This window comes from Amycolatopsis sp. NPDC005232, from assembly GCF_040607795.1.
Taxonomy (GTDB): domain Bacteria; phylum Actinomycetota; class Actinomycetes; order Mycobacteriales; family Pseudonocardiaceae; genus Amycolatopsis.
Genome location: NZ_JBEXHL010000018.1, coordinates 20803 through 45868, shown reverse-complemented (window position 1 = coordinate 45868; position 25066 = coordinate 20803). Strand labels below are relative to the sequence as shown.

Sequence of the window (25066 nt, the reverse complement as noted above, 5' to 3'; positions counted from 1 at the left end):
GCTCCTCACCGAGCTCGGGGCAGCGCTGCCGCGAGCTCCTCCAGGCTGCGCAGGTCGTGGCCGGCCACCAGCAGGTCCACGTACGGCGCGGCGATCCTCATCCCGAGCGGCGCCGGGCCGAGGGCGCCACCGTGCGGGTTCGTCCACACCAGCCGGTGACACAGCCGCGACAGCCGCTCCACCGCCTTCGCCAGCACGTCCGGATCACCGCGGTCGAAGCCGTCGGAACAGATCACGACCACCCCGCCGCGGCACCGGCCACGCCGGCCGAAGGTGCGCACGAACTCGTCGAGCGCGGCGCCGATGCGGGTGCCGCCCTCCCAGTCGACCACGGCTTCGGCCGCACGCGCCAGGGCTTCGTCGGCGTCACGGGTGCGCAGCTGATCGGTGATCCGCGTGAGGCGGGTGCCGAAGCAGAACACCTCGACCTTCGCCGCGGCGCGGCGGGCGGAGTAGGCGAACTGCAGCAGCGTGCGGGAGTAGTCGGCCATGGAGCCGGAGACGTCGAGGACGAGGATCAGCGGCCGCAGCCGCACGCGGCGTTCGCGCCACCGCAGCGCGCGGGGTTCGCCGAACGTCCGCAGCGAGTCCCGGACCGTGCGGCGCAGATCCGGTTCGCGGCCCTTGCGCGCGGGCCGGGTGCGGCGCGTGCGGCGTTTCGGCGGGGTGAGGCGAATCCGGGCCATGATGCGGCGGATCGCGGCGAGCTCTTCGGGCGTGCAGGTACCGAAGGACTTGCGTTTCAGGCTGTCCACATCGGACGCGGTGAGCCCGAGCAGCGTGTCGGTCTCTTGCTCGTCGCCGGTGCGTTCGGGTTCGGGCAGCGCCAGCGTGGCGTCGACGCCCGACTCGGCGAGGATCGTGAGCAGCGCCGCGGGCGGTTCACCGGCGCCGAGGAAATAACGGCGGAACGTCTCGTCGTAGCGGGGGAGGTCTTCGTGGCGCTTCAGCAGCGTGGTGCGGCCGCCCCAGTAGAGGTCGGCGAGGTCGGTGGTGTCGAGGACGGTCATCGCACGGCAGCAGCCGAGCGCGTCGCCGGAGCCCACGGGGAGCCCGGCTTCGCGCAGGGCCCGCGCGAAACCCACCAGCACGCGGGTGAGCTCAGCCACCGGAGGCGAGTTCCGCGAGGCGCTCACGCACCACGTCGAGGTCGTCGCGATCCTTCACGACGGCGCCGAGCGTGTCGCCGGCGGAGCGTTCGTCGAGCGTGCGCTCGCCGAGGAATCGCAGCATGCGAGCCCAGTCGATGGTCTCGGCGACGCCGGGTGGCTTGGCGAGGTCGAGCTCCCGCAGCCGTCGCACGGCGGCCACGACCTGGCGCGCCAAGCTCTCCTCGACGCCGGGCTCGCGCACGAGCACGATCTCCACCTCGCGGTCGGCGCCCGGGTAGCCGAGCCAGTGGTAGAGGCAGCGGCGTTTGAGCGCGTCGTGCAGCTCGCGGGTGCGGTTGGAGGTGAGCACGACCAGTGGCGGGCTGGGCGCGACGATGGTGCCGATCTCGGGCACGGTGACCTGGAAGTCGGACAGCAGTTCGAGCAGGAAGGCTTCGAACTCGTCGTCGGCGCGGTCGATCTCGTCCACGAGCAGCACGGCGCCGGCGCCCGCGCGGACGGCGGCGAGCAGCGGCCGTTCGACGAGGAACTCGGGCCCGAACAGCTGCTCGACCACCTCGCCGGACTCGGCCTGGTGGTCCTGCAGCGCGCGGATGCGCAGCAGCTGGCGGGCGTAGTCCCATTCGTAGAGGGCCTGGGCGGTGTCGATGCCCTCGTAGCACTGCAGCCGGATGAGGCGGCGGCCGAGCACCGTGGCGAGCGTCTTCGCGACCTCCGTCTTGCCGACGCCGACCTCGCCTTCGAGCAGCACGGGCCGGTGCAGCCGCAGTCCGACCAGCAGCGCCGTGGCGAGGCCGCGGTCGGCGAGATACGCGCCGTCGCGCAGGGCGGCGGTGAGCCCCGCGACGGTGTCCGGCTCGGCCATCCCGTTACGGCTGCTCGTCCGCGCCGAGCACGAGGTCACGCACCGTGCTCGTGCCGGGCTTCAGCTTCCCCTCACGGGCGAGCTGGTCGTGCCACGCCGTGTGCAAGTCGCCGTTGTCGGCGAGCCCGCCGAACCCCACGGCCGACATGTTCTTGCACGAACGCTGGGGCCCGCAGGCCGCTTCCAGCTCGTCGGTGTCCTGGCCGTGGGCGCGCCAGACCTCGCGCAGGACTTGCAGCGCTTCGTCGTCCATGGGGCGAGTGAACACCGCGGGCACGGTTGCGGAGCGCTGGATTAACCCTTTGCTTAAGGAGTATTGTCCAGGATTCGGGGTTACCGAGAGTATTTGACCATGACACTGGGCCAGCTCAACGCGTTCGTCCTGGTGGCAAGGCTGGGGTCGGTCACCGACGCCGCGAAGGCGCTCGGCGTGAGCGAGCCGGCGGTGTCGCAGGCGCTGGCCGCGCTGCGCCAGCACCACGGCGACAAGCTGCTCATCAAGCGCTCCGGCGGCATGACACTCACCGCGGGCGGCAGCCGCCTGCTGCCCATCGCGTCGCAGATGGTGGCGCTCGGCGCCGAGGCCGACGCCGCCGTACGCCAGGCCAACGGCGTCGCGGCGCGCTTGCAGCTGGCGGTGACCAGCGAGATCGCGGAGTTCGTCGCCAACCCGCTGCTGGAGGCGTTCACGCGAAGATCGGGCAACGCCATCGACGCGTCGTCCGGGCTCGCACGCACCGCCGAGCTGCCCGTGCTCATCACCAACCGGCTCGCCGACGTCGCGCTGGGCCCGGACATGACGGGCGACGGCGGCGACCTCGACTGCACGCCGATCTTCCGCGCGTCACTCGTGGTGGTCGGCTCGCCGCACTGCCGCCACCAGGGCAGCCCGGCGCACTGGCCGTGGCTGCTCGACCCGGCGGGCGCCGACCCGGGCAGCGACACCGGCCGGCTGCTGGCCCGCCTCGGCGTGCCCGACGACGCGATCCAGGTCTTCCCGAACCAGACGGCCGCGTGGTCGGCGGCCGCCAGCGGGGGCGGGGTGTCGGTGGCGCTGGAGCACCTGGTGGCGCCGCAGCTGCGCCGCCACGAGCTGGTCGTGGTGCCGACGCGCCACACGCCCATGTCGACGTGCTGGTACGTGACCACCCTGCCGACCGACCGCCGCACGGGTGCGGCCAACTCGTTGCGGCACTTCCTGACGACGCCGGCGGCGATGCACGTGATGCGCGCGCCGGGTAGTGGCGTGCCGCCTTCGAGGTTCCGGCCGCCGGTGTACGTGACGATCTGGTCTTGACCTTTTCGGTCAGGTCAGCTCGCGCACGCCGGCGACGTCGTACTCGGCCACTTCGGCGGCGAGGATCTCGGCGTTCTGCTCGTCGCTCGAGCCGCTGCCCCGGAACGCCTCGACGGCCGCCCGCGACTCCCAGCGCTCGAAGACGACGATGCGCCCGGGGTCCAGCAGGTCCGCGGTGAGGGAGAAGCCGAGGCAGCCGGGCGCGTCGCGGGCCTGCTCGACCACGCTCACGCAGCCGGCGAGGTAGGCCTCCCGCCGGCCGGGGTCGACGACGAGGTGCCCGGCGACGATGAGCATGTCCCGCTCCTTGGCTGCGGGCCGCCCGGAGCCGATTTCCGTTGCGGCGGCGGCGTTTCCGTGGTCTATCCGTTGTTTTTCAATAGGGGAGCGGTTTACGCGCGTTGCCGGTCACGAGGTTCCCGATGCTCACCCCGACACCGAACCCCACCTCCGCCGCCCAGGCGAAGCCCAGTGCGGTCGTGAGCGCGATGCTCAACGCCAAACCTGGCTTTTCCTTGCAGGACAACGGTTTCACTCCTTCGTTCGTTCTTCGTGGTGTACTGGTCCGCTCCTGTACGGATGCTGTCATGTCCCCACCGTCCGTCGAGTCAGCGGCGTCCACGCTAACAACGTGAGCCGTGGTGGCCAGGGACTTCACCCGTACGTTGTAATCGACGAGGATCGTGACCGGCAGCGACTCGACGAAGGAGTGACCACATGGGACTCAAGGACATCACCGCGTCCACATCGGAGTTGTACACGGCGCAACGCGTCTACAGTGACCCGGTCGAGAAGGATGGCATCGTTGTCATCCCGGCCGCCATGGTGACCGGCGGCGGGGGCGGCGGGCAGGAGGCGCCGGACAAGGAAGGCGTCGGCTTCGGGCTCTTCGCGCGCCCCACGGGGGCTTTCGTCATCCGCGGCTCGGAGGTCACATGGGTGCCCGCGGTGGACGTGACGGCCTGGGGTCTCGCGGTGGGCGGGATGGTGATCTCACTGGCCTGGATCCTCACCCGCGCGACCCGGCGCCGGCGGGGCAGAAAGCGCTGACGGCGTTCCCGGGCGATTTCCGGGCCGATTTCTCCGGTGATTTCTCGGGCGACGCGGCCGGACGGGTCCGGACCCTTCGCGGCGGTCCGGACCTCGCCCGGCCTGTGGTGGGAGCGGTCAGTCGACTCGGAGCTCGCCCATCGGGCTCCAGCCGGCGCCGGGGGCGTCCAGGCTGACGATCTCCGGGGTGCGGGCGATGACGCCGGGCATCCACGCCATCGCGTCCGCGAAGTGCGGAGATTTCACGTGCGCGCGGCCGGCGTCGGGGTCGGCGAAGGCCTCGACCAGCACGAACTGGTGGGGCACGTCGACGCTGCGCGACCACTCGAAGAACAGGTTCCCCGGCTCGCGCCGGGTGGCGAGGGTGAAGTCGTCGACCAGGCCGAGCCAGTCCTCGCTCCGCTCGGGCCGGACGGTGAACTTGACGACGATGAAGATCATGCTGTCCTCCGAAAGGGGCACAGACGGCGCACGAGGCCACGCTGCCTCGTGACCGGGCGTGAGCCGGGCGCCGCGACCACCCGTACTCACGACCGGCCGCGGCCCCCGGCGGGCGTCCCGCGCCGGGAACCGAGTCCGGGTTCGCCGGGGCTGTGTGCTTCGCCCCGGCTGCCGTAGACACGGCTGCCTCACTTGCCATCAGTGCCGGCAACCTGCCATCGCGGTGGCAGATTGCCCTGGAAACCGACTCGTCCGGCTGTTCGCTTGCCACGGGCTGTGGCACCTTGCCGTTCCTGTCGGCTGCTTGCCGCTGCGCCTCGCCCTTGCCATGGCGACTTGCCATGGTTGTGGCGACTTGCCGTTGCCACGGCTACTGCGGCTCCCACGGCAACTCGCCGTTGCCGTGGCGGCTTGCCATTCCCACGGCTACTGCGGCTGTCGTGGCAACTCGCCGTTGGCTTGGCCAGTTGCCGTGGTTGTGGCCGCTGGCCCTTGCCGTCCGTCTTGCTGTTGCCATGGCGGCTTGCCCTTGCCGTGGCGATTTGCTGTGGCGCCTTGCCGTTGCTGTGGCGATTTGCCGTTGGCGTAGCTGGTTGCCACGTCGTTCCGGCAACTGGTGATGCGGCATGGTCTGTTGCCAGTTGGTGTGGCGTGGTGCCACGGCCCGTGGCAAGCAGCGAATCAGGTGGCGGGATGCCGTTGGGTTTGGCAATTTGCCATCTGGGTCGCTTGCTTGCCAGGCCGCTGGCCGGTTCCGATGGCTTGTTGCCTGAGTAGCCGGCAACAAGCCGTACCGCAGGACACTTGCCGGCCGGCGTGGCATGGTGCCGATCGGCCGGCAGGCTTGCCACCGCATCCTCACCGAGCCGGCCACTCGCTCGACGGGACCGAAATCGGTTCCGAACCCGGTCCCTTCGAGCGTTAGCGCCCAGCCAACAAAGATCAGCAGAGGTCAGCAGACGCCGGCTGCGGTCAGTAGATGTTGGAAGGCCGCACCATGCCCTCCGCCAGGTCGCCGAAGCCGGGAGCGATGATGGCGCCCGGGTTCTGGATGATCTCCTCCACCACGAGCGTCTCCGTGGTCAGCAGCAGAGCCGCGATGGACGCTGCGCTCTGCAGCGCCGAGCGGGTCACCTTGAGGGGGTCGATGACGCCGGCCTCGAACATGTCGCCGTACTCGCCCGTGAGGGCGTTGAAGCCGTGGCCCGGAGCGGACGAGCCGACGGCGGCGAGGACCTCGTCGCCGTCGTAGCCGGCGTTGATCGCGATCCAGCGCAGGGGCTCGACCAGCGCGCGCCGGACGATGTCGCGGCCCACGGCGGCGTCGCCGGTGAGGTCGAGGCTGTCGACCTCGGCGCGGGCCTGGACGAGGGCGGTGCCGCCGCCGGCGACGATGCCCTCCTCGATCGCGGCGCGCGTGGCCGACAGCGAGTCCTCCACGCGGTGCTGCTTCTCCCGCAGCTCGACCTCGGTGGCCGCGCCGACGTGGATCACCGCGACACTGCCCGAGAGCCGGGCGATGCGGGCCTGCAGGCTGTCCTGGTCGTGCTCGTTCTCGGCGCGCTCCAGCTCCCGCTTGATCTGCTCGATCCGCGCCGACACCGCGGTGTCGGCGCCCGCACCGCCGACGAGCGTGGTGCTGCCCTCGGTGACGGTGATGCGACGGCACCGGCCCAACTGCTCCAGGCGCACCGCGTCGATGCTCTGCCCCGCGTCGCCGGTCACGACCTCGCCACCGGTGAATACGCCGAGGTCCGACAGCTCCGCGAGCCGTCGGTGCCCGAAGCCCGGCGCGCGCACCACGACCGAGCGGAACGTGTTGTGCACGTTGTTCGCCACGAGCATGCCCAGCGCGGGCCCGTCCACGTTCTCGGAGATGATCACCAGCGGCTTCTGCGTCCGGGTCACCTGCTCCAGGACCGGCATCAACGTCTGCACCTTCGAGATCTTCTCGTTGGTGAGCAGGATGTACGGGTCCTCGAAGACCGTCTCCATGCGGTCCTTGTCCGTGGCCATGTACGGCGAGATGTAGCCGTTGTCGAACTCCATGCCGTCCACGAAGTTCACCTGCAGCCCGAACGCCGGCGACTCCTCCACGGTGACCACACCGCCGAGCCCGACGCGGCCCATCGCCTCGGCGATGATGTCGCCGATCTCCGGGTCGTTGTTCGCCGAAAGCGTCGCGACGTGCGCGAGGTCGCCCGCCTCCGTCACCTCGCGGGCGCCGGCCTGCAGCACCTCGACCACGCGCTGCACGGCCTTCTGGATGCCGTTCTTCAGCAGCTGCGGGTTGGCGCCGTCGTCCACGGCGCGCAGGCCCTCGCGCACGATCGCCTGCGCCAAAACGGTGGCGGTGGTCGTGCCGTCGCCCGCCACGCCGTTGGTCTTCATCGCCACCTCCTTCACCAGCTGCGCGCCCATGTTGGCGAACGGGTTGCGCAGCTGGATCTCCTTGGCGATGGTGACGCCGTCGTTCGTGATCGTCGGGGCTCCGGTGAGCTTCTCGATCACGGCGTTGCGTCCCTTGGGGCCGAGCGTTACCTTCACCGCGTCGGCGAGCGCGTTCACGCCCGACTCCAGCAGCTGGCGGGCTTCGACGTTGAAGCGCAAGTCCTTGGCCATGTCTGTCCTTCTCCTACGGTGGTCGTGGTCGCGGCTGAACCTGCCGGCGGTCAGGGCACGAGGATCGCGCGGCCGCGGACGAGGCCGCGGTCCAGATCGTCGAGCGCCTTCTCGAAGTCGGTCAGGGCGTATGTGCTGGTGTGCAGCGCGACTTTTCCTTGCGCGGCAAGCACCATGAGCTCGGCGAGATCCGAATAGGACCCGACGAGGTTGCCGACGAAGTTGATTTCGGTGGAGATGATGTCGATGGTCGGCACCGCCAGCGTCCCGCCGTAGCCGACCACGTAGTAGTTCCCGGCGCGTCGCAACATCTTCACGCCGGCCTCGATCGCGCCGCCCTCGCCCACGAAGTCGACGACGGCTTCCGCGCCTTCGCCGCCCGTGAGCTCGAGCACCGCCTGGGCTTCCGAGCCGTCGGCCACCACGAGGTGGTCGGCACCGAGCTCGCCCGCGAGCTTCAGCGCCTCCGGAGACCGGTCGACCACGATCAGCTCCGCGGGGCTGATCGCCTTCAGCACCTGGATGCCGATGTGGCCGAGCCCGCCCGCGCCGATCGACACCACGCGCTCACCCGGGTGCAGGTGAGCCGCCGCCTTGCGGGCGGCGTGGTACGCGGTGAGCCCCGCGTCGGCCAGCGCCGCCACGGCCGCCGGTTCGAGCGAGGAGTCCAGCTTTACCACAGCCCGCGCGTTGGTGCGCAGGTATTCCGCGTAGCCGCCGTCACGGTCGATCCCCGGGAACGCCGACTGTACACAGTGGACGTCATCGCCCGCGCGGCACGCCTTGCACAGCCCGCACGTGGCGAGCGGGTGCAGGATCACCGGGTCGCCCACGGACACCGACGTGACACCCTCGCCGATCTCCGCGACCCAGCCCGCGTTCTCGTGGCCGAGCGTGTAGGGCAGCGTGACGCCCGACTTCTCCGCCCACTGACCCTCGATGATGTGCAGATCCGTGCGGCACACGCCGGCGCCGCCGATCCTCACCACCACGTCGAGCGGTCCCTGCACGCGGGCGTCGGGCACCTCGACGAGCTCGGGGGTGCGGTCGTAACCGCGCAACTGCACCGCTTTCACGACGGTACCTCCTCTCGCACCTCGTCGCCGGTCCGGTAGTACCGCGGTTTCGTACTGTCCTCGATGGACACGCGCACGCCCTTGGCGAACCGCAGCAGGCTCTCGCGCTCGGGGGACCGCTGCGCATCGACCTGCCAGCCCTCGTCCACCAGCTTGCGCACGGCCCGCTCCATGCAGGCCAGGTGCGCCTCGCGCCGGAAGCCCGCCGGGAGCGCGGCGAGCCCACCGCCGGCCTGTTCGGGGACCGAGCCGCCGAAACCGGCGGCAGCGACCTCGTCGCCGGCGCGCCCCTCCAGCACGATGTCGACCGTGTCGACGCTCGGCAGGCTCAGCACCGCGTCGTGTGCGTCGGCCACCATCAGGTACGCGAAGTTGGGCGCGCAGAAGTACGCGGGCAGCCGCAGCCGCACCGAAACCGAGTGGCCGCGGTCGTTGTGCAGGTGCACGCGGACGCCGGTCACGAACCCGAGGTCCGTGATCGGCTCGTGGAACTCGGGGTCCACGACGTCGGCCAGGGCACGCCATACTCTGCTGGTCAGCGTTTCCGCTGTCGCCGCGGTCATGCCGGGACCTTCGAACTCGCTCCGGCGGCCGCGCGGGCACCGGCCATCCCGGCGGTCACCTCCGCGGGCACTTCGAGGTCGTAGAGCTGCGCGGCGTTGAGGCCGAGGATCTTCTTCTTAGCGTCCGTGGTCAGCGTGCCGTAGTCGCCCTGCATGTCCTCGGGGAACTCGAAGTCCACGAAGGACTCGACGAGCCACTTCGGCTGCCAGATCGCGTAGTCGCTGGCGAAGGTGATGCGGTTCTCCCCGAGCCAGTACAACAGCTCGCCCACGACCTGCGCGAAGTAGCGCGGCCGCGTGTGGATGAACGGCATCGCCACGGCGAGGCAGGCGTAGACGTTGGGTTCCTGCGTGGCGATCCAGCAGAAGTCCTCGAACCGGGGCAGGCCCACGTGCTCGACGACGAAGTTCAGGTTCGGGAAGGCGACGGCAGCGTCGTCGATGTCGGCGACATCGGCCGAGCCTCGCTCGCTCCGGTCGATCGCGGGTCCTTTGTGGACGTGGACGTTGCGGATCCCCAGCTGCTCGCACTTCTCCAGGTACCGGTGGGCCCACGGGTCCGACAGCTGCCAGCCCTTCGACTCGCCCTTCCACTCCGCCGTGTAGAGCTTCACGCCCTTGAGGTCCCACCGCTCGGCCAGCGCTTCGAGCTTGTCCAGCCCGGCCTCGCCGTCGCGAGGGTCGAAGGCGCCGTTGACGATGAACTTGCCGGGGTTGTTCTCCGCGACGGCCCCGTCCTGCTCGGTCGTGTTGAACCCGTTGACGTAGAACTCGGTGAGGTAGGTCGGCTGGAAGATGGCCTTGTCCACGTAGCCCGTCGTGAACAGGTCGTCGATCAGCGTCTCCTCGGAGTACTTGCCGAACTTCTCCAGCGACCACAGCCACTCGGCGGGGCTGAGAGTGCGGTGGTGGTCGTAGAAGCACTCGATGAAGCCCTTGCCGTACCGGTTGGCCTGGTTGGCGGGCGAGCCGTCCCAGAAGTGCACGTGGCTGTCGACGATGAAATAGCTCTCGCCGTCCTTGCGGTACATGGGGAGTCCTTTCGCGGGAAGGGCCCCGGGGCCGGGGCCGGGACGGCGAGCACCGTCCCGGCCCGGCCCCCCTCGGGGCGAACCGGGTTCGTGCGCGGGCTACTCGACCGGTTCGAGGTCGAAGTCGATGTACTCGGCCGCGTCCTCGGGGTTGGCGAACAGCACCGTCTCGTCGTCGAGGTGGACCATGCGCCCGTAGTGGGTCGACATGATCTCCTCGAAGTCCGGCTGCCCGAAGTCGAAGCCGATCGCCTCGGAGATCTCGTCCCAGTTGAAGACGATCTTGTTCGAGCCGTCCAGGCGGATCATGGACGGGTACTCCGCCACCGTGATCCCCGGCTTGGCGCGCATGACCTCAGCCACGACGTAGCCGTTCTGGTTGTTCATCAGGGTGACGCCGCACATGTTCGACGCGGTGCGGTCGACGCTAAACTGCCTGCTCGCGGTCATGAAAGCAGCCCTTTCGGTTCGTCGAGAGAGAGGTCGGACAGGAGGCTGCGCAGGCTGGTCACCGAGCGGTCCCAGGACTCGGCGAAGGTCACGACCTTCTCCTGCGGCTGCGACCAGATCGGCTGCAGCGTGCGGGCGGCCGCCTCGGACACCGGCACCCACTTCTCGAGCCACGACGTGAGCACCTGCTTGTTGTGCGCGGAGTGCTCGACGTCGCTGGTGAGCATGCTGAACAGGGCCCGTGTGTAGGAGCGGTCACGCCCGTAGTCGTGCTCGCCGGCGCCGACGACCGTGGGCGTGACGTAGTCGCCGTTGCGGGCGGCCACCTGCATCACCAGGTGACTGCGGAAGAGCTCACCCACCAGGGACTCGAACACCACGTTGGCGGCGAACAGCGACTCGGCCCAGTCGCCGATCGCCGTGAGGCGCTCGACGTTCTCACGCACGCCCTGCCACGCCGGGTCCTCGTGCCACACCGAGCGGTGCACCGCGCCGTCGAAGTCAATCCCCGACTCGGTCAGGTCCAGGTTGTAGAGCGCGAGGTCCTGAGCGAAACGCAGCTTGTGCGCGGTGTTCACGGCGATCGCGTTGTTGATCATGTTCGTGGGCGCCGAGCGCTGCTCCGAGCAGAACACGTGCATGCCGAGCCCGTGCTCGGCGTGCATCCAGGCACCCAGATGCCGTTCCACGAACTTGCTCCAGCTCGGCGCCCAGTTCTGGTAGGCGCCGGCTTTCCTGGCGTTGTCGAGGTTGAGCTGGATCTGCCGGACGACATTGGAATTGTTCCGGAAGATCGTCTGTTCCCACTCCTCGTTGGGGTCGAGGAACTCGTGCCAGTTGCCGGACTTGAGCTCCGTCCACTCCTTCGGGTAGCCGCCGGGGCCGTCCGCGAAGCCGTAGATCCAGCCCTGGGAGAGGTGACGATCGGGGTCGGGCTGGACGTCGAAGGTCACGTCCTCGTAAATCGTCGCACGCATCTTGCGCGGCTTGAAGTAGTTGTAGCTTCGGCTCTTCGAGCTCGGGAAGTCCAGCAGCCCGGCTTCGGCGCCCGTGAACTCCGGCTTCGGGAAGCTCTGCTGGGGCTTTTCCGTACTGACCATGAGCACACCTCTCTGTGTGTGGTGGTCTGCTTCGGGTGGGATCGGCCTGCGGTGGTCAGTCCTCCGCCGCGGCCGTGATCGTGAACTTGTCGTAGAAGACCTGATCGGACGGCACGCCCAGGCTTTCCAGCAGGGGCAGGGCCGCGTCGATCATCGGCGGCGGGCCGCACAGGTACACGTCGCATTCCGGGAGGTTTTCCTCCCGGCGTTCGAGCACCTGGGTCACGAGCCCGAGCTGGCCTTCGCCGTCACCCGGCCAGCCTTCGGGAGCGGTATCGGACAGGCACGGCACGAACCGGAACTTCGGCAGCTGCCGGGCGAGTTCTTCCATCTCTTCGAGGTGGAAGAGGTCCCGCTCGGTGCGGGCGCCGTAGTAGTACACGACTTCCCGCTCGTTGCCGCTTTCCGCCATCTGCCGCAGCAGTGCCAGGATGGGGGACATCCCGGCCCCGCCGCCGACGAAGACCAGCCGCCGGTCGGAGCTGACCCGCAGGGTGAACGTGCCGTACGGCCCGGTCACCTCCAGCGGGTCGCCGGCGGACAGGGATCCTTCGAGCAGTGCCGAGAACTTGCCACCGGGGTAGCGCTTGATGATGAACTCGAGGATCCCGCCGGCCACCGTGACGTTGGCCATGGAGAACGAACGGTGCTCGTCCGTGCCCGGGATCTTGATGTCCACGTACTGCCCCGGGTGGAACCGGATGCCCGCGTCCTCGTCCACCTTCAGGCGGACGAGCGAGATGTCGTGGGTCAGCTCGGTGATGGACTCCACCGTGGTTCCCGCCGTGACGACCGGCAGGCCGGACCGGATCATGTCCTCGTCGTAGTTGGTCAGCTCGATCTCGAGGTCGGAGTACGCGTGCCCTCGGCAGAGCAGCACGAACCCTTCTTCGCTTTCGTAGTCGGCCAACGCGAACGTGGAGTACCGGTCCATCTGCAGGTCGCCCTCGAGCAAGAAGGACTTGCACGCCGAGCACTGGCCCTCCTTGCAGCCGTGCATGAGCATCACGCCCTGCCGGAAGGCCGCATCGAGGATGGTCTCGTCCTCGTCGGCTTCGATGTCGATGCCGACCGGTTCGAACCGGATCTTGTGCTTGTCGCCCATGGCCACCGCTCCTGGGGATGGGGGCACCCACCGGGGCACCCGGGATTCGAACCCGGGAACCCCGGCGGGAACCGTTTCGGGGTGCGGCCTCAGGCCACCGTGACGTTCGGGTTCGCCTTGTACGCGGCGAGGTGCGCCTCGCGCTCGGCGTCCGACATCTTGTTGAGCGCGATGTTCGGGCTGCCGAAGGTGATCCCGCGGACGTCGTTGAGAGTCCACAGCTTCTTCGGGTCGTCGAGGTCGAGGTGCGGCTGCGGGATCAGGGTCTTCCCGTCGTCGCGGACGTAGCCGAGATCGGAGATGATGTCGGCGAGGTCCATGCCGTCGTAGAGCGTCTCCCACTCGCGCTTGCCCGTGAGCCGGCCCATGTTCGGGGTTTCGCGGCCCTCGTACTCGCTGCGGAACGCCGTGGTGTCGGTCCAGGCGCAGGTCTCCGAGCAGTAGGTGCGCCACTGACCGTCGACCTTCTCGGTCACCATGTCCTCGCGGATCAGGGCGGGGACCATGCAGGTCCAGCAGCGGTGCGGGTACTCGTAGCCCACGTTCTCGAACGCGATCGGCTTGTTCTTGCCCGGGTAGCGCAGGCGGTTGTACGCCTCCCACCACTTGCCGAACTGGTTGTACCAGCCCGGGTACTTCGACTCGAACCACTCGAAGTCGGTGTCGGTCATCGGGTCGATGCGCCAGTAGTTCACCGGCCACCCGGTGGCGAAGAACTGCGCCACGCGGTGCACGTAGTGCTTGTTGATGATCCGGTCCCACGCCTCTTCCACGAGGTCGTGGGGGATCTTCAGGCCGTACTTCTCGAGCGGGATGAGGTAGCTGCGGTAGTAGTCGTCGTAGATCCACCGACGCCACATCTCCGCGTAGCTGTCACGGTCCTTGCGGCGGTCCTTCGTGCCGTACTCGATGAAGGTACCGATGGCCGCGTCGACCACGCAGTGGTTGTTCCACCACGCGTAGCGCAGGTCGCGCTCGAGCAGCTGCCGGTTGTCCTCGTCCGCCAGCGCCATCAGCAGGATGGAGTAACCGTTGCTGATGTGGCGGGACTCGTCGGACTGCACGGAGTGGAACACCGTGGGCAGCAGGTAGTCGCCGTTGGCCGCCGCTTCCGAGGGCATGGCGACGAACAGGGTGTTCGTGAACGCGGTCTCGGCCACCACCGTGAGGTAGATGTTGGCCGCGGTGATCGCGTCACCGGTGATGAAGCCCTCGCCGAACTGCCGGCCGATGGTGCCGGCGTAGTTGTTCGAGAACGCCTTCTCCGTGATGTCGAACCCGGCGGGGTCGATGTAGTGGTTCATGTAGAGGCGCTTGAGGTTCATCTGGATCGTCGAGTGGCGAACCTCGTCGATCATCTGCACCGCGAGGCCGTTGTGCACCTCGGGGTTCGGCACCGCGTCGATGGCCATCGGCATCGCGCGGGCGGCCGAGATCTCCGGGAACGGGATGATGGACAGGAAGAGCTTCTGCCACTCCATCCAGCGTTCCTGGACCTGGCGGAACATGTTGCCGCGGATGGCGCCATCCATGGCGCCGAACACGCGGTTGTCCTTTTCCTCCTCCATCGGGAAGTAGGACCGAAGGATCTGCTTGAGCGGATCCTTCTTGGGGGCCTTGTCGAACTTGTAGTCGGTCCCGAAGCGCTTCGCGGGGGTCGCGAAGGTCGGTTCCCACGAAAGTTCCGTGATCTTCTTGTGTGCCTTGCTCAGACTTTGTCGACTCACGCCGTGTACCTCCACCTGATCGGTCGTCGGCAGTTCCTGGCTCGGCTTGGTTCGCGCCGCTCGCGGGTGGTGATCCGGTCCCCGGCCGCCTGGCCGCCGGGCACCGGATGCAGCTCGCACGTCGCCGTCCGGATGCAGGAGATGACACCGTGAGTACCCTGTGATGGTGGTCTCAATTTGAGACAGGCAGTGGTCAGGGCTGCCGTTATGGTTGCTGGCACACGACGTCGTGTGCCTGGCCGGGGCGCACGACGCCCTACTGCCGGGAGGTGAGGCTTTGACCGACGCAGGCGCCTCCATTTCGTCGCCGGAGCGGCTGGCGAACGCCAGGGAGCAGTTCTTGTCCACCGAGGAGGTCGACGCGGAAAGCGTCCGCAAGACGATCCTCGCTTCGTGGTGGCGGTCCCGGACGCACCGGGTGGCCGCCGACCACGTGAAGACTCCGTACGTGGAGGATCCCAACCTCGAGACGCCGCTGCTGCAGAGCGCGGGCGCGGTGCTCGACGCCCTGGAGGACAAGCTCAGCGACCTGGCGGTGAGCGTGGTGCTCACCGACGACCAGGCGCTGGTGCTGGACCGCCGGACGGAGGACCGCGCGCTCGAGCGTTACCTCGACGGGGTGCAGCTCGCGCGCGGGTTCAGCTACGCCGAGGAGTTCGTCGGCACGAACGGGATCGGCACGGCGCTCGAAGGCCGGCAGGCGACCGCGGTGTTCGGTCACGAGCACTACGCGGAGAACCTCGACACGCTCGCGTGCGCCGGCGTGCCCATCCGTCACCCGATCTCGGGCCAGGTCCTCGGCCTGCTGGATCTCACGTGCTGGAAGAAGGACGCCGGCCCGCTGCTGCTGGCGCTGGCCAAGGCGACCGCGCACGACATCGAGACGGAGCTGACCACCCAGGTCGGCCTGCGCGAGCTGAGCCTGTTCTCGGCGTACCTGCGGGCGTGCCGGCGCGGGCAGGGGATCGTGCTCGCGGTCAACAACGACCTCGTGATGCTCAACGACCACGCCCGCCAGCTGCTCGTGCCCGAGGACCAGGCCGCGCTGCTGGCCCGGGCCGTCGAGGCGCTGAGCTCGCAGTCGGACCGCTCCCTGTCGATGGACCTGCCCAGCGGCGCCCGCGCGCGGCTGTCGTACACGCCGGTCTCGAGCGACGTCGGCCCGGCCGGCGGCGTCGTGCGGGCCCGGCTGCTGCAGGAGCCCGAGGTCGTGTCCGCGCGCATCGACACGCGCCAGCCCGTGCTGCCCGGCATCGTCGGCACGGGCGCGTTGTGGGTGCGGGCGTGTCACTCGGTCGGCCGCTTCGCGCGCGACCGGAAGTGGACCGTGGTCGAGGGCGGACCCGGCAGCGGCAAGCTCGCCGTCGCCCGCGCCGCACATTCCGGCTCCATGGCGAGCGCGCCGTGCGAGGTCGTGGAGCTCGACGGCATCAAGCCGGGGGAGTGGGAGGTCCCGGTGCGGCGCGCGCTGCGCAAGGGCCCGGGCACGGTGGTGTTCCGCCACCTCGACAAGCTCTCGCAGCAGGAGCAGCGGGCACTGGCCGCGGTTCTCGACGACGCGCGGCTCGACGCCCGCGTGTGGGGCGTCGCGACGGTGTCGGAGGGTGAGCAGGACGGTCTCGACACCGACCTGATGCGCCACTTCCCGACGTCGGTCACGGTGCCGCCGCTGCGCCACCACATCGAGGACGTGCGCGTGCTCGTGCCGTTCCTGCTCGCGCAGCTCGGCAAGGGCCCGCTGCTGCACTGCTCGCCGGCCGCGCTGCAACTGCTCCTGCGCAACGAGTGGCCGGGCAACGTCGCCCAGCTGCGGCAGGTACTGCGCAAGGTCGTGCACACCCGCCGCGCCGGCGTGATCGAGCCCGAGGACCTGCCGCCGGAGTGCCGGACGGTGGTCAAGCGCGTGCTCAACCCGCTGGAGTCGCTGGAGCGCGACGCGATCGTGCGCAGCCTCCTCGACGCCGACGGGAACAAGTCCCGCGCGGCCCACTCCCTCGGCATGTCGAGGGCCACGATCTACCGCAAGATCCGGGACTACGGCATCGACATCCCGTCGTGAGCCGTCTCCCGTGGGGCGCTGCGATCGGGTGTGGGGAGGACGGCGCATGATCGACCTGGAGCACGACCACGGCGTCGCGGTGGTCCGGATGCACGAGAACCCTTGCGGGAGCATGGTTCCCGAGACGCTGGACCGGATCACCGCTGCGCTGGGCTACATCGGCGGCTCGTACGCGGTCGTCCTCACCGGCGGCGACGACGTGTTCGCCCGCGGCTTCGCCGGCACGGCGGACCGGCTGGAGCGGGCCGTGCTCGCCATCGCGAACCACCCGAGCCCGGTCGTCGCCGCGATCGGCGGAGACGCGCTGGGCGCCGGCTACGCCCTGGCGGCGGCCACCGACCTGCGCGTGATGGCTCAGGGGCGGCTCGGGCTCGGCGCGGCCGCGCACGTGCCGCCCGCCGTCGAGGCGGTGTTGCGCCGCCACGCCGGCCCGGTCTGGCGCACGGTCCGCTCGGGCGAGCGTACGTTCACGCCGGAGGCGGCACTCGTTGCCGGACTGGTGGAAACGTGTTGCGCCCCAACCGATCTGCTACACGTGGCGGTGGAGCGGGCGGCGCGGCTGGCCGGCGGGGCGAAGCAGTTCTGCTGAGGCTCTTCCCGGTGCTCGGGCCTCAGCCGAACTCCTTGCGGATCTGCGGGAGCACTTCGGTGCCCAGCAGCTCGATCGCCTTCATCACCTTCGCGTGCGGCACGCCCGACCAGTCCATCTGCATGGCGTAGCGGTCGGCGCCGGTCAGCTTGCCGACGCTGATGATGCGCTCGGCCACCTCGTTCGGGCTGCCGACGAACAGTGCGCGGGCGCCCTCGGTGTACTGGTCGTACTCGCGGCGCGTGGGCACGGCCCAGCCGCGTGAGCGCGCGCCCCACTTCATCGTCTCGAGCCAGTACGGGTAGAAGGTTTCCTTGGCGTCCTGGGAGTTCTCGGCGACGAAGCCGATGGCGCCCATGGTCACGTCGTGCTCGTCGTCGGCGTGCTCGCCGGCCGCGGCCGCGCGGCGGTAGAGGTCCACGAGCGGCGCGAAGCGCTCCGGCTCGCCGCCGATCACGGCGTAGACCACGGGCAGGCCGAGCAGCCCGGCGCGGATCGAGGACTCCGGGTTTCCGCCGGTGCCGACGGAGATGCGCAGGCGCCGGCCGTACGGGCGCGGGTAGATGTGCGCGTCGTTCAGCGGCGGGCGGAAGCGGCCCGACCACGTGATCGGGTCCTCGCGGTCGATGCGCAGCAGCAGGGCGAGCTTCTCCTCGAACAGCTCGTCGTAGTCGCCGAGGTCGGCGCCGAAGAGCGGGAACGATTCGGTGAACGACCCGCGCCCGGCAAGCAGTTCCGCACGGCCGCGGCTGAGCTGGTCGAGCGTGGTGAACTGCTGGTACACGCGCACCGGGTCCTCGGTGGAGAGCACCGTGACCGCGCTCGCGAGCGTGATGTGCTCGGTGACGCTCGCCGCCGCGGCCAGCACGGTGGCGGGGTTCGAGATGGCGTAGTGCTCCAGGTGGTGCTCGCCCAGGCCGTAGAACCCGAGCCCGAGCTCGTCGGCGAGCTTGATGCGCTCCACCGTTTCGGCGAGCCGCTGCGCCACCGACACCTGTTCACCGGTCACCGGGTCGGGCGTCCGGTCGCCGAAGCTGTAGATACCGAGTTCCATGTCCACTTCCTCGCGAGTTCCTGGCGTCGAACCTACCAGGCTTTGATGACGCGTCAACATTTCATGTCGGTAGGGTCCGCGGTCACGGACTCAACCTTCCCGCCCGCTCACCCGTTGATCACGGTGGACCGGGACGACAGGAGTTGTCGATGCAGGGAAAGACCTTCGCGACGGGAGTGCTCGTGGCCGTCGCGGCCGCGATGACGGCGTGCGCCGCGCCGCAGGCGGCCACCACCACCCCCACGCCGCTGGCCGAGACCTCGGGCCTCGCGCCGGCCACCACCGAGACCACGCCCACGTCGACCGCCCCGCCGCCGCCTCCGTCCCCGCCGTGCGCGGTCACGACCGGCGCGTGCGCGAGCCTGTCGCTGCGGCTTGCGTGGCTGCTCAAGGACGGCGTGGTCGTGCGCGGACCGGTCGCGATGGAACCGGGCGACGCGAGCCAGCCGACGCCGGTGGGCAGCTTCAAGGTCGCGTGGAAGGACAAGGTGCACACCAGCAGCGAGTACGGCGACCCGATGCCGAACTCGGTGTTCTTCGCGGCCGGCGGGATCGCGTTCCACGCCGGGCCGTTGGACAAGCCCTCCCACGGCTGCATCCACCTGGCCGACGCCGACTCGGAGGTGTTCTTCGCCGGGCTGCCGGTGGGCGCGTCCGTCGAGGTGAAGGCCTGATCAGTCCACTGTGGAACCGGAGATTTCCACAGTGGACTCAGTGCCGGCGATGCGGCACCTCGGGGGAGTCGGTGTCCAGCGGCACGGACGAGCCCCGGACCAGTCCCAGTTGGACGGTCGGGCGGCGGCTCACCGTCGCGAGACCCCAGTTGGTGGCGGTGCGCAGGCGGTTGCCCGGCATCGCCAGCAGGTGGTACGCGCGAGTCACGATCTTCGCGGGCCAGCCCGAAAGCGGCACGTGCAGCGGGTTGGCCGCCGCGCGGCCGGCGCCCAGGTCGACCACGAACCCGAGGTCGTGGTGGCGGTAGGTGCCGGGCCGGCCGTACCCGAGTGACGCGGCGACGTTCGTCCCCGCGAGCTTGCCCTGGCGTTCCGCGTGCTGCGCGGTCATCGCCGTGCACTCACCCGGCCGTGTCAGGTCGGGCACGGCCGCGACGTCGCCGCACGCGAACACGTCCGGGTAGCCCGGCACGCCGAGCTGCGCGGTCACCACGACGCGGCCCTTGGTGGTGGGCAGGCCGACATCGGCGACGAGCGGGTCGGGTCGCACTCCGACGCACCACACGAGCGACCGCGTCGGGACGCGTTCGCCGGTGGTGAGCGTGACGGCGTCGGCGGTGGCGTCCTTCACCGACGTCTTCATCAGGACCTCGACGCCGCGCTCGCGCAGCACGGTGTCGGCGGTCTTGCCCAGGCGTGGCGCCAGTTCGGGCAGCACGCGGTCGGCGATGTCGAGCAACAGCCAGCGCACCGGCTGCCCCGTGAGCTCGGGGTGGCGCGCGGCGAGCGCCTCGGTGAACGCCGGACCCTGGACCGCGACCTCGGTGCCGGTGTAGCCGGCGCCCACGACCACGAACGTGCAGCGAGCCGTGCGCTCCTCCGGATCGTCGGCCGCGGCGGCGAGCTCGATCTGGCGGGTGATGTGGTCGCGCAGGTAGAGCGCCTCCGGCACCCCGCGGAACCCGTGGGCGGTCTCGGCGACGCCGGGGATCGGCAGGAGCTTGTTCACGCTGCCGGCGGCGAGCACGAGCCGGTCGTAGGACAGCTCGTGGTCGCGGTCCTCGGGGTCGGTGTAGCCGATCGTGTGCGCGTCGAAGTCCACAGTGGTCACCGTGCCGAGCGCCAGCCGCACGCCGCGCAGGGTGCCGGGGATCGAGACGGTGATGCTGCGCGGGTCGAGCAGCCCGGCCGAGACCTCCGGCAGCAGTGGCAGGTAGAGGAAGTAGTCGGTGGGGTTGACCACCACCACTTCCACGTCGTCGTCCGCGGTCCTGCGCAGTCGCTTCGCCGCGTTGTACCCGGCGAACCCGCCTCCGACGATCACGACCCGCATCACGTCTCCTCCCCGTACGGTTGCCGGACACGCGGCGGTCACCCGGCGGCGGCCCGGCAGCCCGGGTGCCGCCGCCGGGTGCGCTCAGCCTTGCGGCTGCGTGATGTTGACCATCCAACCGATGCCGAACTTGTCGACGCACATGCCGAACTCGTCGCCCCACATCTGCTTTTCCAGCGGCACCGCGACGGTGCCGCCGTCGGAGAGCTTGGCCCAGTAGCCGCGCAGTTGGTCGCCGTCGTCGCCGCTGAGGCTGACCGAGATGTTGGTGCCGGGGTTGTGGTCCATGCCCGGCGGCGTGTCGGCCGCCATCAACGTGAACCCGTTCTCGGTCTCGAGCTGAGCGTGCATGATGTTGTTCGCCGCGGGGGAGTCCGGCATACCGGATTCCCCGAACGTGTTCACGGTCAGCGTCCCGCCGAACACGTCCTGGTAGAACTCCATCGCCTGCCGGGCGTCGTCGCGGAAGCTGATGTACGGGTTGAGGATCGAAGCCACCGGACACTCCTTCGTCGTGGAAGGGAATGAATCCTTGCAGAAGACGAAGGGGTGGACAACGGGGTCGCTCCGGCGGGTGAAGAAATCGCGCTTCGGTAACGAGGACCAGCGCCCTGCGATGCGGGATTTCCGTTGCCGTGTGGCGGTTTTCGGCGTTCTCGGTGAAAAGATTTCGGTTATTACCGTGCTCACGGGTCGGTGGTGAGTTTTCCGCGAAGTTGTTCCAGGGTCTGTGACAGCAGGCGCGAGACGTGCATCTGGGAAATGCCCACGCGGTGCGCGATCTGGGTTTGCGTGAGACCGCCGAAGAAGCGCATCACGAGGATCGCGCGTTCGCGCTGCGGCAGTTCGCGCAGCAGCGGTTCCAGGGCCTCGTGGTTTTCGATGTGCTCGAGCTCCGCGTCTTCCTCGCCGAGGGTGTCCGCGAGCGAGAGGGGTTCCGCGTCGTCGTGCACGGGCTTGTCGACCGACAGCGTCTGGTAGGCGTTGCCGGCGATGAGACCTTCGTGGACTTCGTCGACGTCGAGCCCGAGGTGCTCCGCGAGTTCCGTCGGCGTCGGCGCGCGGCCGAGAGTCTGAGACAGCGCGCTCGAGCCGTGGCTCAGGGCGAGGTGCAGTTCCTTGAGCCGGCGCGGCACGCGCACGGACCAGCCGGTGTCGCGGAAGTGGCGGCGGATCTCGCCCATGATCGTGGGCACGGCGAAGGAGAGGAAGTCCGGGCCGCGATCCGGGGTGAACCGGTCGATGGCGTTGAGCAGCCCGATGCGGGCCACCTGCACGAGGTCCTCGCGCGGCTCGCCGCGGCCGGTGAAACGCGTGGCGATGTGCTCGGCGACCGGGAGGAACTCCGTCACCAGCTGCTCGCGCAGGCGCGGGCGGCGCGGATCGTCCGCGTCGAGGGCGACGAACTCTTCGAACAGCGGCACCGTGTGGGCGTACTCGTCCCGGCGCCGGGTGATCGGCGGCTGGTTCACCTGGCCGTCCCCGGGCCCAGTTCGAGGTGGATCGCCAGGGTGTTGCCGATGGCGTCGCGAGCCGGGGTGCTGGTGGCCGACACGGCGGCGGCCAGCGTCGTGAGCACGTGCCACCCGAAGCTGCGCTCGCTCGGCAACCGCGCGTGCCCGGTGCGGGTCTCCACGGTGATGGCGATGCCCTCGGGCGCCACGCGGAAGCGGCAGGTCATGGTCTCGCCGAAGTCGGCGAGTTCCACGAGCTGTGCGCACGCCTCGTCGACAGCCATCTTCGCGTCGGCGATCGCGTCGAGCCCGTAGTCGGCGCGCGCGGCCACCGCCTGGGCCAGCATCCGCACCAGCGGGATCTGCGCGGTCTCGGCGGGCAGACGCAGCTCGACCACCTCGGCGAGCAGGTTGTCGACGGCCGGCATCCCTTGGCTCGGCGAGCTGCCGACTGCTTCGTTCTCCATGACCCCCGCATACCCACTCGGTCAGGCTTCGACACCTCGGTTTCGCGACTCGTACGGGGTGGTGAGAGGGAGCGGCACCGCGTGTCGGACAGGTGATCGGGATGCAGTAATGTCGCCCGAGGACCCGTTAAAGCGCTAGCGGCCAGTGGTGGCGCGCGCCCGGGTCTCGCCTGGTCTGCAGCGCCCTTCAAGTACCCAAGAGAAGGGTCTGGGAAACATGACCGGCGGCCAGGAACGGCTATCCGCGCGGCTTGACGAAGTCACCGTGGCGATGGAGTCGCTGACCGCGATGCTCGACCACCAGGAACTCGATCTCGGCCAGATGCTGCAGGCGGTCTGTGAGCACGTGGTCGGTGTGGTGGCCGGGGCAGACATGGCCAGCATCACGCTGGTGCGGGACGGTGTCGGGGAGACCGTCGCCAGCACCGACCAGCGCGCGGTGAACTTCGACCGCGAGCAGTACCGCATCGGCGACGGGCCGTGCCTGCGCGCGGCCGAGACGGGGGCGCCCGTGCGGGTCGGCGTCGGCGCGGTGGCCGACCTGTGGCCGCAGTTCGCCTCGGCCGCCGACGAGCTCGGCGTGGCGAGCTTCCTGGCCGCCCCGCTCACCGTCGACGGCGACATCAGCGGCGCGATGAACCTGTTCGGGTTCGGTGAACACGGGTTCAGCGACCTCGAGGTGAAAATCCTGGAGCTCTACACCGCCACCGTGGTGTTCGGCCTGCGCAGCGCGCGGCGCTACTTCGACGCGCAGGAGCTGGTGGCCCAGCTCAACCGCGCGCTGGACACGCGCGCCATCATCGACCAGGCCAAAGGCATCCTGATGGCCGCTCACCGCATCACGGCCGAGGAAGCTTTCCAACGGCTCGTGAAGCGTTCGCAGGACGGAAACCGCAAGCTCTACGACGTGGCGGCCGAGTTCGTGGCCGCTGTGTCCAGTTTTACCTGACCCCGCCCCGCGCGGGTACGCGTGCCCGCGCGCGACACTGGGTATGTCCCCCAGGGGGATCTCAGTCCGGAAGCGGGTGAACCACATGGTGCAAGTGCGGGTCCAGGGTCTCGCCGTCGTCGCCCAGGAGGTGGCGCCGGTGGTGCTGCTGCGCGAGGAAACGGGGCAGCGCCGCTGGCTGGCCATCACCATCGGCGCACCGGAGGCGCAGGAACTGGCCGCCGCGCAGGAGCAGGTGACCTCGGCCCGGCCGGGCACCGTCGAGCTCATCCTCGAGGTGGTGTCGGCGTTCGGCCGGCAAGTCACGAGCGTCGAGGTCACCGAGCTGCGCGACAGCATCTTCCACGCCGACCTGGTGCTCTCGGACGGTGTGCGCGTGTCGGCGCGGCCCAGCGACGCGATCGCGGTCGGGCTGCGCGCCCACGCACCCATCGACGTCGCCGAGGCTGTGCTCGCCGAGGCCGCGGTGGACGTGACGGTGGCCGGCGGCGAGGACCCGGCCGAAGCGCTCGGCGGCGAGCCGGGCGTGGGCACCGAGGACGAGATCCGCCAGTTCCGCGACCTGCTCGACGAGGTCAGCCCGGACGACTTTCGCGACCCCGGACCAGGGCCCGCCTGAGCGGGAATAGCGATCGCCGCTCGTGATGTTGAAGGAGTCGGCCGATGCGTTTTGTGTCCGCCGGGCTCACCCCTCGTCGAGGCGGTGTTCCGTCCGGCTGCCCAGGCATCCGGCTGGCGCCGCGTTGCGCGATCTGCCGAGAGGCGGGCACAGCGCACCGGCCCGAGACGATGGCCCCCGACCTGGCTCCGGTCGGGGGCCATCTTCGCACCCGGTGATGATCTTCGGTCAGCCGCGCAGCTCCGGCGGCTCGCCGTCCACGCCGAGGTCGACCTCCGCGTCGAAGGCGTTGTGCTCGTGCCCGGCCACCGGCTGGGCGACGTCGGTCCCGAGGTCGAAGCCGGCGTGCCGGGCGGCTTCGGCGAGTCCGTCGTTCTCGTCGGACTCGTGCCGGTGGTGGTGGCGCTCGATCATCCCGACATCTTCGGCACTCCGGACCCCGGCGGGCAACCAACGGAGGGTGAACGCGTCACGCGGGCTCGTGGGAGGTCTGCCCCAAGATCGTCTCCACGAGCTCGAGGGCGTGGTCGGTGCTGCGCGCGGTGAAGGTGAGGTCGACGAACACGTCGCGAAGCTCGGTGTCTTGGGCGGTGCGCTCGATGACCGTGACCACGTCGGCCACGCCGGCGCCGGCCCGCGGGTAGACGCGCAGGATCGCGCCCAGTTCCGCGGGGTCACGGCCGGCTTCCTCGGCCAGTTGCCGCAGGTCCGCCAGCGGCGCCAGGATCGCGGTCGCCGGGTCGTACTCGGCCGGTGGCGTGATCACCGGCAGCCAGCCCGCCGCCCGCCGCGCGATCCGGCGCATCGCGGCCGGCGCGTACCCGGCGAGGTACACCGGCGGCGTGCGGACCGGCTTGAACGAGTCGTGGGTTTCGGGCACGGTCCAGTGCCGGCCACGGTATTCGGCGGGATCGGTGGTCCACAGTGCTTCGAGGGCGTCGAGGCATTCGTCGAGGCGCGCGCCGCGTTCGGTCATCGGCACGTTCACGGCCTCGTACTCCTCAGGAGACCAGCCCGTGCCCAGCCCCGGGACCAGCCGGCCACCGCTGAGCGCGTCGATCGTGGTGAGCGAGCGCGCGAGCAGAGCGGGCGGGTACCAGGGCGCGTTGAGCACGTTGGTGCCGAGCCGCACCCGCTCGGTTACCGCGGCCGCGGCGGCCAGCAGCGCGAACGGGTCGAGCCGCACGGCGAACTCGGCCGGGATCGTGTCGGAGCCGCCGTACCCGACCGTCGGGTGCACCGGCGCGAGCAGACGGTCGCCGACCCACAGGCTCGCGGCACCGAGCTCCTCGGCGCGCCGGGCGAAGCGGGTGACGCCCGAGCCGTCTCCGGCGAACGGGCCGAACTGGGGCAGGGTGAAACCGATGCGCATGATGCTCTCCCGGCGTCCGCGGTGGTGGTCCCCGGGGTGATCTTGGCATCGGAGCCC

General features: G+C 69.8%; 28 protein-coding genes. 7 read left to right on the top strand and 21 right to left on the bottom strand.

The features are described 5' to 3' along the window. Positions 1–5 precede the first annotated feature (5 nt). The 3 genes from ABZU76_RS30535 to ABZU76_RS30525 are packed head-to-tail and all read right to left on the bottom strand — an operon-like array spanning position 6 to position 2230. Entirely contained in the window at positions 6–1109 is a 1104-nt protein-coding gene (locus ABZU76_RS30535) for a VWA domain-containing protein (protein ID WP_354875480.1), read from the bottom strand. Further along, the gene (locus tag ABZU76_RS30530; RefSeq protein WP_354875478.1) at positions 1102–1977 is read right to left on the bottom strand and encodes a MoxR family ATPase; all 876 of its coding nucleotides are present in this window, start codon (positions 1975–1977) and stop codon (positions 1102–1104) included. Before ABZU76_RS30530 ends, ABZU76_RS30535 begins: the two co-directional genes overlap by 8 nt. Before the next feature lie 4 nt (positions 1978–1981). Further along, positions 1982–2230: a hypothetical protein gene (locus ABZU76_RS30525; protein ID WP_354875476.1), complete on the bottom strand. Its 249-nt coding sequence runs from the start codon at positions 2228–2230 to the stop codon at positions 1982–1984. 99 nt (positions 2231–2329) lie between these two features. Here ABZU76_RS30525 and ABZU76_RS30520 point away from each other — a divergent pair, with 99 nt between their 5' ends. Continuing rightward, positions 2330–3274 (top strand): LysR family transcriptional regulator, encoded by a 945-nt coding sequence (locus ABZU76_RS30520; RefSeq protein WP_354875474.1) that lies wholly within the window; start codon positions 2330–2332, stop codon positions 3272–3274. Between the two features lie 9 nt (positions 3275–3283). Here the strand turns inward: ABZU76_RS30520 and ABZU76_RS30515 are convergent, their stop codons facing one another. Next, positions 3284–3571: an antibiotic biosynthesis monooxygenase family protein gene (locus ABZU76_RS30515; RefSeq protein WP_354875472.1), complete on the bottom strand. Its 288-nt coding sequence runs from the start codon at positions 3569–3571 to the stop codon at positions 3284–3286. 79 nt (positions 3572–3650) lie between these two features. After that, positions 3651–3800 (bottom strand): hypothetical protein, encoded by a 150-nt coding sequence (locus tag ABZU76_RS30510; protein WP_354875470.1) that lies wholly within the window; start codon positions 3798–3800, stop codon positions 3651–3653. Positions 3801–3991: 191 nt separating this feature from the next. Between ABZU76_RS30510 and ABZU76_RS30505 the strand changes: the two genes are divergently transcribed. Continuing rightward, positions 3992–4324, top strand: a complete 333-nt coding sequence (locus tag ABZU76_RS30505; protein ID WP_354875468.1) for a hypothetical protein — start codon at positions 3992–3994, stop codon at positions 4322–4324. Positions 4325–4441: 117 nt separating this feature from the next. Here the strand turns inward: ABZU76_RS30505 and ABZU76_RS30500 are convergent, their stop codons facing one another. From ABZU76_RS30500 to ABZU76_RS30460, 9 genes are all read right to left on the bottom strand, one after another. Next, on the bottom strand, positions 4442–4765 hold the full coding sequence (locus tag ABZU76_RS30500; RefSeq protein ID WP_354875466.1) for a putative quinol monooxygenase: 324 nt from the start codon (positions 4763–4765) through the stop codon (positions 4442–4444). A gap of 972 nt (positions 4766–5737) precedes the next feature. Next, on the bottom strand, positions 5738–7387 hold the full coding sequence (gene groL / locus ABZU76_RS30495) for a chaperonin GroEL (protein WP_220241249.1): 1650 nt from the start codon (positions 7385–7387) through the stop codon (positions 5738–5740). 50 nt (positions 7388–7437) lie between these two features. Beyond that, entirely contained in the window at positions 7438–8463 is a 1026-nt protein-coding gene (locus tag ABZU76_RS30490) for an NAD(P)-dependent alcohol dehydrogenase (RefSeq protein ID WP_354875463.1), read from the bottom strand. Then, a complete protein-coding gene (locus ABZU76_RS30485; RefSeq protein ID WP_354875462.1) occupies positions 8460–9026 on the bottom strand; it encodes an iron-sulfur cluster assembly protein in 567 nt (188 codons plus the stop codon). The genes ABZU76_RS30490 and ABZU76_RS30485 overlap by 4 nt, the downstream gene beginning before the upstream one ends. Next, positions 9023–10057 (bottom strand): amidohydrolase family protein, encoded by a 1035-nt coding sequence (locus ABZU76_RS30480; protein ID WP_354875460.1) that lies wholly within the window; start codon positions 10055–10057, stop codon positions 9023–9025. The genes ABZU76_RS30485 and ABZU76_RS30480 overlap by 4 nt, the downstream gene beginning before the upstream one ends. Before the next feature lie 99 nt (positions 10058–10156). Next, complete coding sequence (gene mimD, locus ABZU76_RS30475) at positions 10157–10507, bottom strand: propane 2-monooxygenase effector subunit MimD (RefSeq protein WP_354875458.1); 351 nt, start codon at positions 10505–10507, stop codon at positions 10157–10159. Continuing rightward, on the bottom strand, positions 10504–11607 hold the full coding sequence (locus ABZU76_RS30470; RefSeq protein ID WP_354875456.1) for an aromatic/alkene monooxygenase hydroxylase subunit beta: 1104 nt from the start codon (positions 11605–11607) through the stop codon (positions 10504–10506). Before ABZU76_RS30470 ends, mimD begins: the two co-directional genes overlap by 4 nt. A gap of 55 nt (positions 11608–11662) precedes the next feature. Continuing rightward, a complete protein-coding gene (locus ABZU76_RS30465; RefSeq protein ID WP_354875454.1) occupies positions 11663–12712 on the bottom strand; it encodes an FAD-binding oxidoreductase in 1050 nt (349 codons plus the stop codon). An 89-nt stretch (positions 12713–12801) separates the two neighbouring features. Next, positions 12802–14439: an aromatic/alkene/methane monooxygenase hydroxylase/oxygenase subunit alpha gene (locus ABZU76_RS30460; RefSeq protein WP_354875452.1), complete on the bottom strand. Its 1638-nt coding sequence runs from the start codon at positions 14437–14439 to the stop codon at positions 12802–12804. Between the two features lie 277 nt (positions 14440–14716). Between ABZU76_RS30460 and ABZU76_RS30455 the strand changes: the two genes are divergently transcribed. Both ABZU76_RS30455 and ABZU76_RS30450 read left to right on the top strand, forming a co-directional pair. After that, positions 14717–16498 carry a helix-turn-helix domain-containing protein gene (locus ABZU76_RS30455; RefSeq protein WP_354875450.1) on the top strand — a complete coding sequence of 594 codons (1782 nt, stop codon included), beginning with the start codon at positions 14717–14719 and terminating at the stop codon, positions 16496–16498. 46 nt (positions 16499–16544) lie between these two features. Continuing rightward, complete coding sequence (locus tag ABZU76_RS30450) at positions 16545–17087, top strand: enoyl-CoA hydratase-related protein (protein WP_220241233.1); 543 nt, start codon at positions 16545–16547, stop codon at positions 17085–17087. 22 nt (positions 17088–17109) lie between these two features. On the opposite strand, the gene ABZU76_RS30445 is transcribed toward ABZU76_RS30450, so the two are convergent. Beyond that, entirely contained in the window at positions 17110–18141 is a 1032-nt protein-coding gene (locus tag ABZU76_RS30445) for an LLM class flavin-dependent oxidoreductase (RefSeq protein ID WP_354875448.1), read from the bottom strand. Between the two features lie 149 nt (positions 18142–18290). Here ABZU76_RS30445 and ABZU76_RS30440 point away from each other — a divergent pair, with 149 nt between their 5' ends. After that, positions 18291–18815, top strand: coding sequence for a L,D-transpeptidase (locus tag ABZU76_RS30440; RefSeq protein WP_354875446.1), 525 nt, complete (start codon positions 18291–18293; stop codon positions 18813–18815). 37 nt (positions 18816–18852) lie between these two features. Here ABZU76_RS30440 and ABZU76_RS30435 read toward each other — a convergent pair whose 3' ends face one another. From ABZU76_RS30435 to ABZU76_RS30420, 4 genes are all read right to left on the bottom strand, one after another. Beyond that, a complete protein-coding gene (locus ABZU76_RS30435; RefSeq protein ID WP_354875444.1) occupies positions 18853–20148 on the bottom strand; it encodes an NAD(P)/FAD-dependent oxidoreductase in 1296 nt (431 codons plus the stop codon). Between the two features lie 84 nt (positions 20149–20232). Next, positions 20233–20646: a VOC family protein gene (locus tag ABZU76_RS30430; RefSeq protein WP_354875442.1), complete on the bottom strand. Its 414-nt coding sequence runs from the start codon at positions 20644–20646 to the stop codon at positions 20233–20235. Between the two features lie 188 nt (positions 20647–20834). Next, positions 20835–21620, bottom strand: coding sequence for a SigB/SigF/SigG family RNA polymerase sigma factor (locus ABZU76_RS30425; protein ID WP_354875440.1), 786 nt, complete (start codon positions 21618–21620; stop codon positions 20835–20837). After that, positions 21617–22069: an ATP-binding protein gene (locus tag ABZU76_RS30420; protein WP_354875438.1), complete on the bottom strand. Its 453-nt coding sequence runs from the start codon at positions 22067–22069 to the stop codon at positions 21617–21619. The genes ABZU76_RS30425 and ABZU76_RS30420 overlap by 4 nt, the downstream gene beginning before the upstream one ends. A gap of 217 nt (positions 22070–22286) precedes the next feature. On the opposite strand from ABZU76_RS30420, the gene ABZU76_RS30415 reads away from it, so the two are divergent. Next, positions 22287–23018, top strand: coding sequence for a GAF and ANTAR domain-containing protein (locus ABZU76_RS30415; RefSeq protein WP_354875436.1), 732 nt, complete (start codon positions 22287–22289; stop codon positions 23016–23018). An 85-nt stretch (positions 23019–23103) separates the two neighbouring features. Then, the gene (locus ABZU76_RS30410; RefSeq protein WP_220241218.1) at positions 23104–23637 is read left to right on the top strand and encodes a bifunctional nuclease family protein; all 534 of its coding nucleotides are present in this window, start codon (positions 23104–23106) and stop codon (positions 23635–23637) included. A 228-nt stretch (positions 23638–23865) separates the two neighbouring features. Here ABZU76_RS30410 and ABZU76_RS30405 read toward each other — a convergent pair whose 3' ends face one another. Together ABZU76_RS30405 and ABZU76_RS30400 are read right to left on the bottom strand one after the other, a co-directional pair. Next, complete coding sequence (locus ABZU76_RS30405; protein WP_354875434.1) at positions 23866–24051, bottom strand: hypothetical protein; 186 nt, start codon at positions 24049–24051, stop codon at positions 23866–23868. A 55-nt stretch (positions 24052–24106) separates the two neighbouring features. Continuing rightward, positions 24107–25009, bottom strand: coding sequence for a TIGR03619 family F420-dependent LLM class oxidoreductase (locus ABZU76_RS30400; RefSeq protein ID WP_354875432.1), 903 nt, complete (start codon positions 25007–25009; stop codon positions 24107–24109). Positions 25010–25066: the final 57 nt, after the last annotated feature.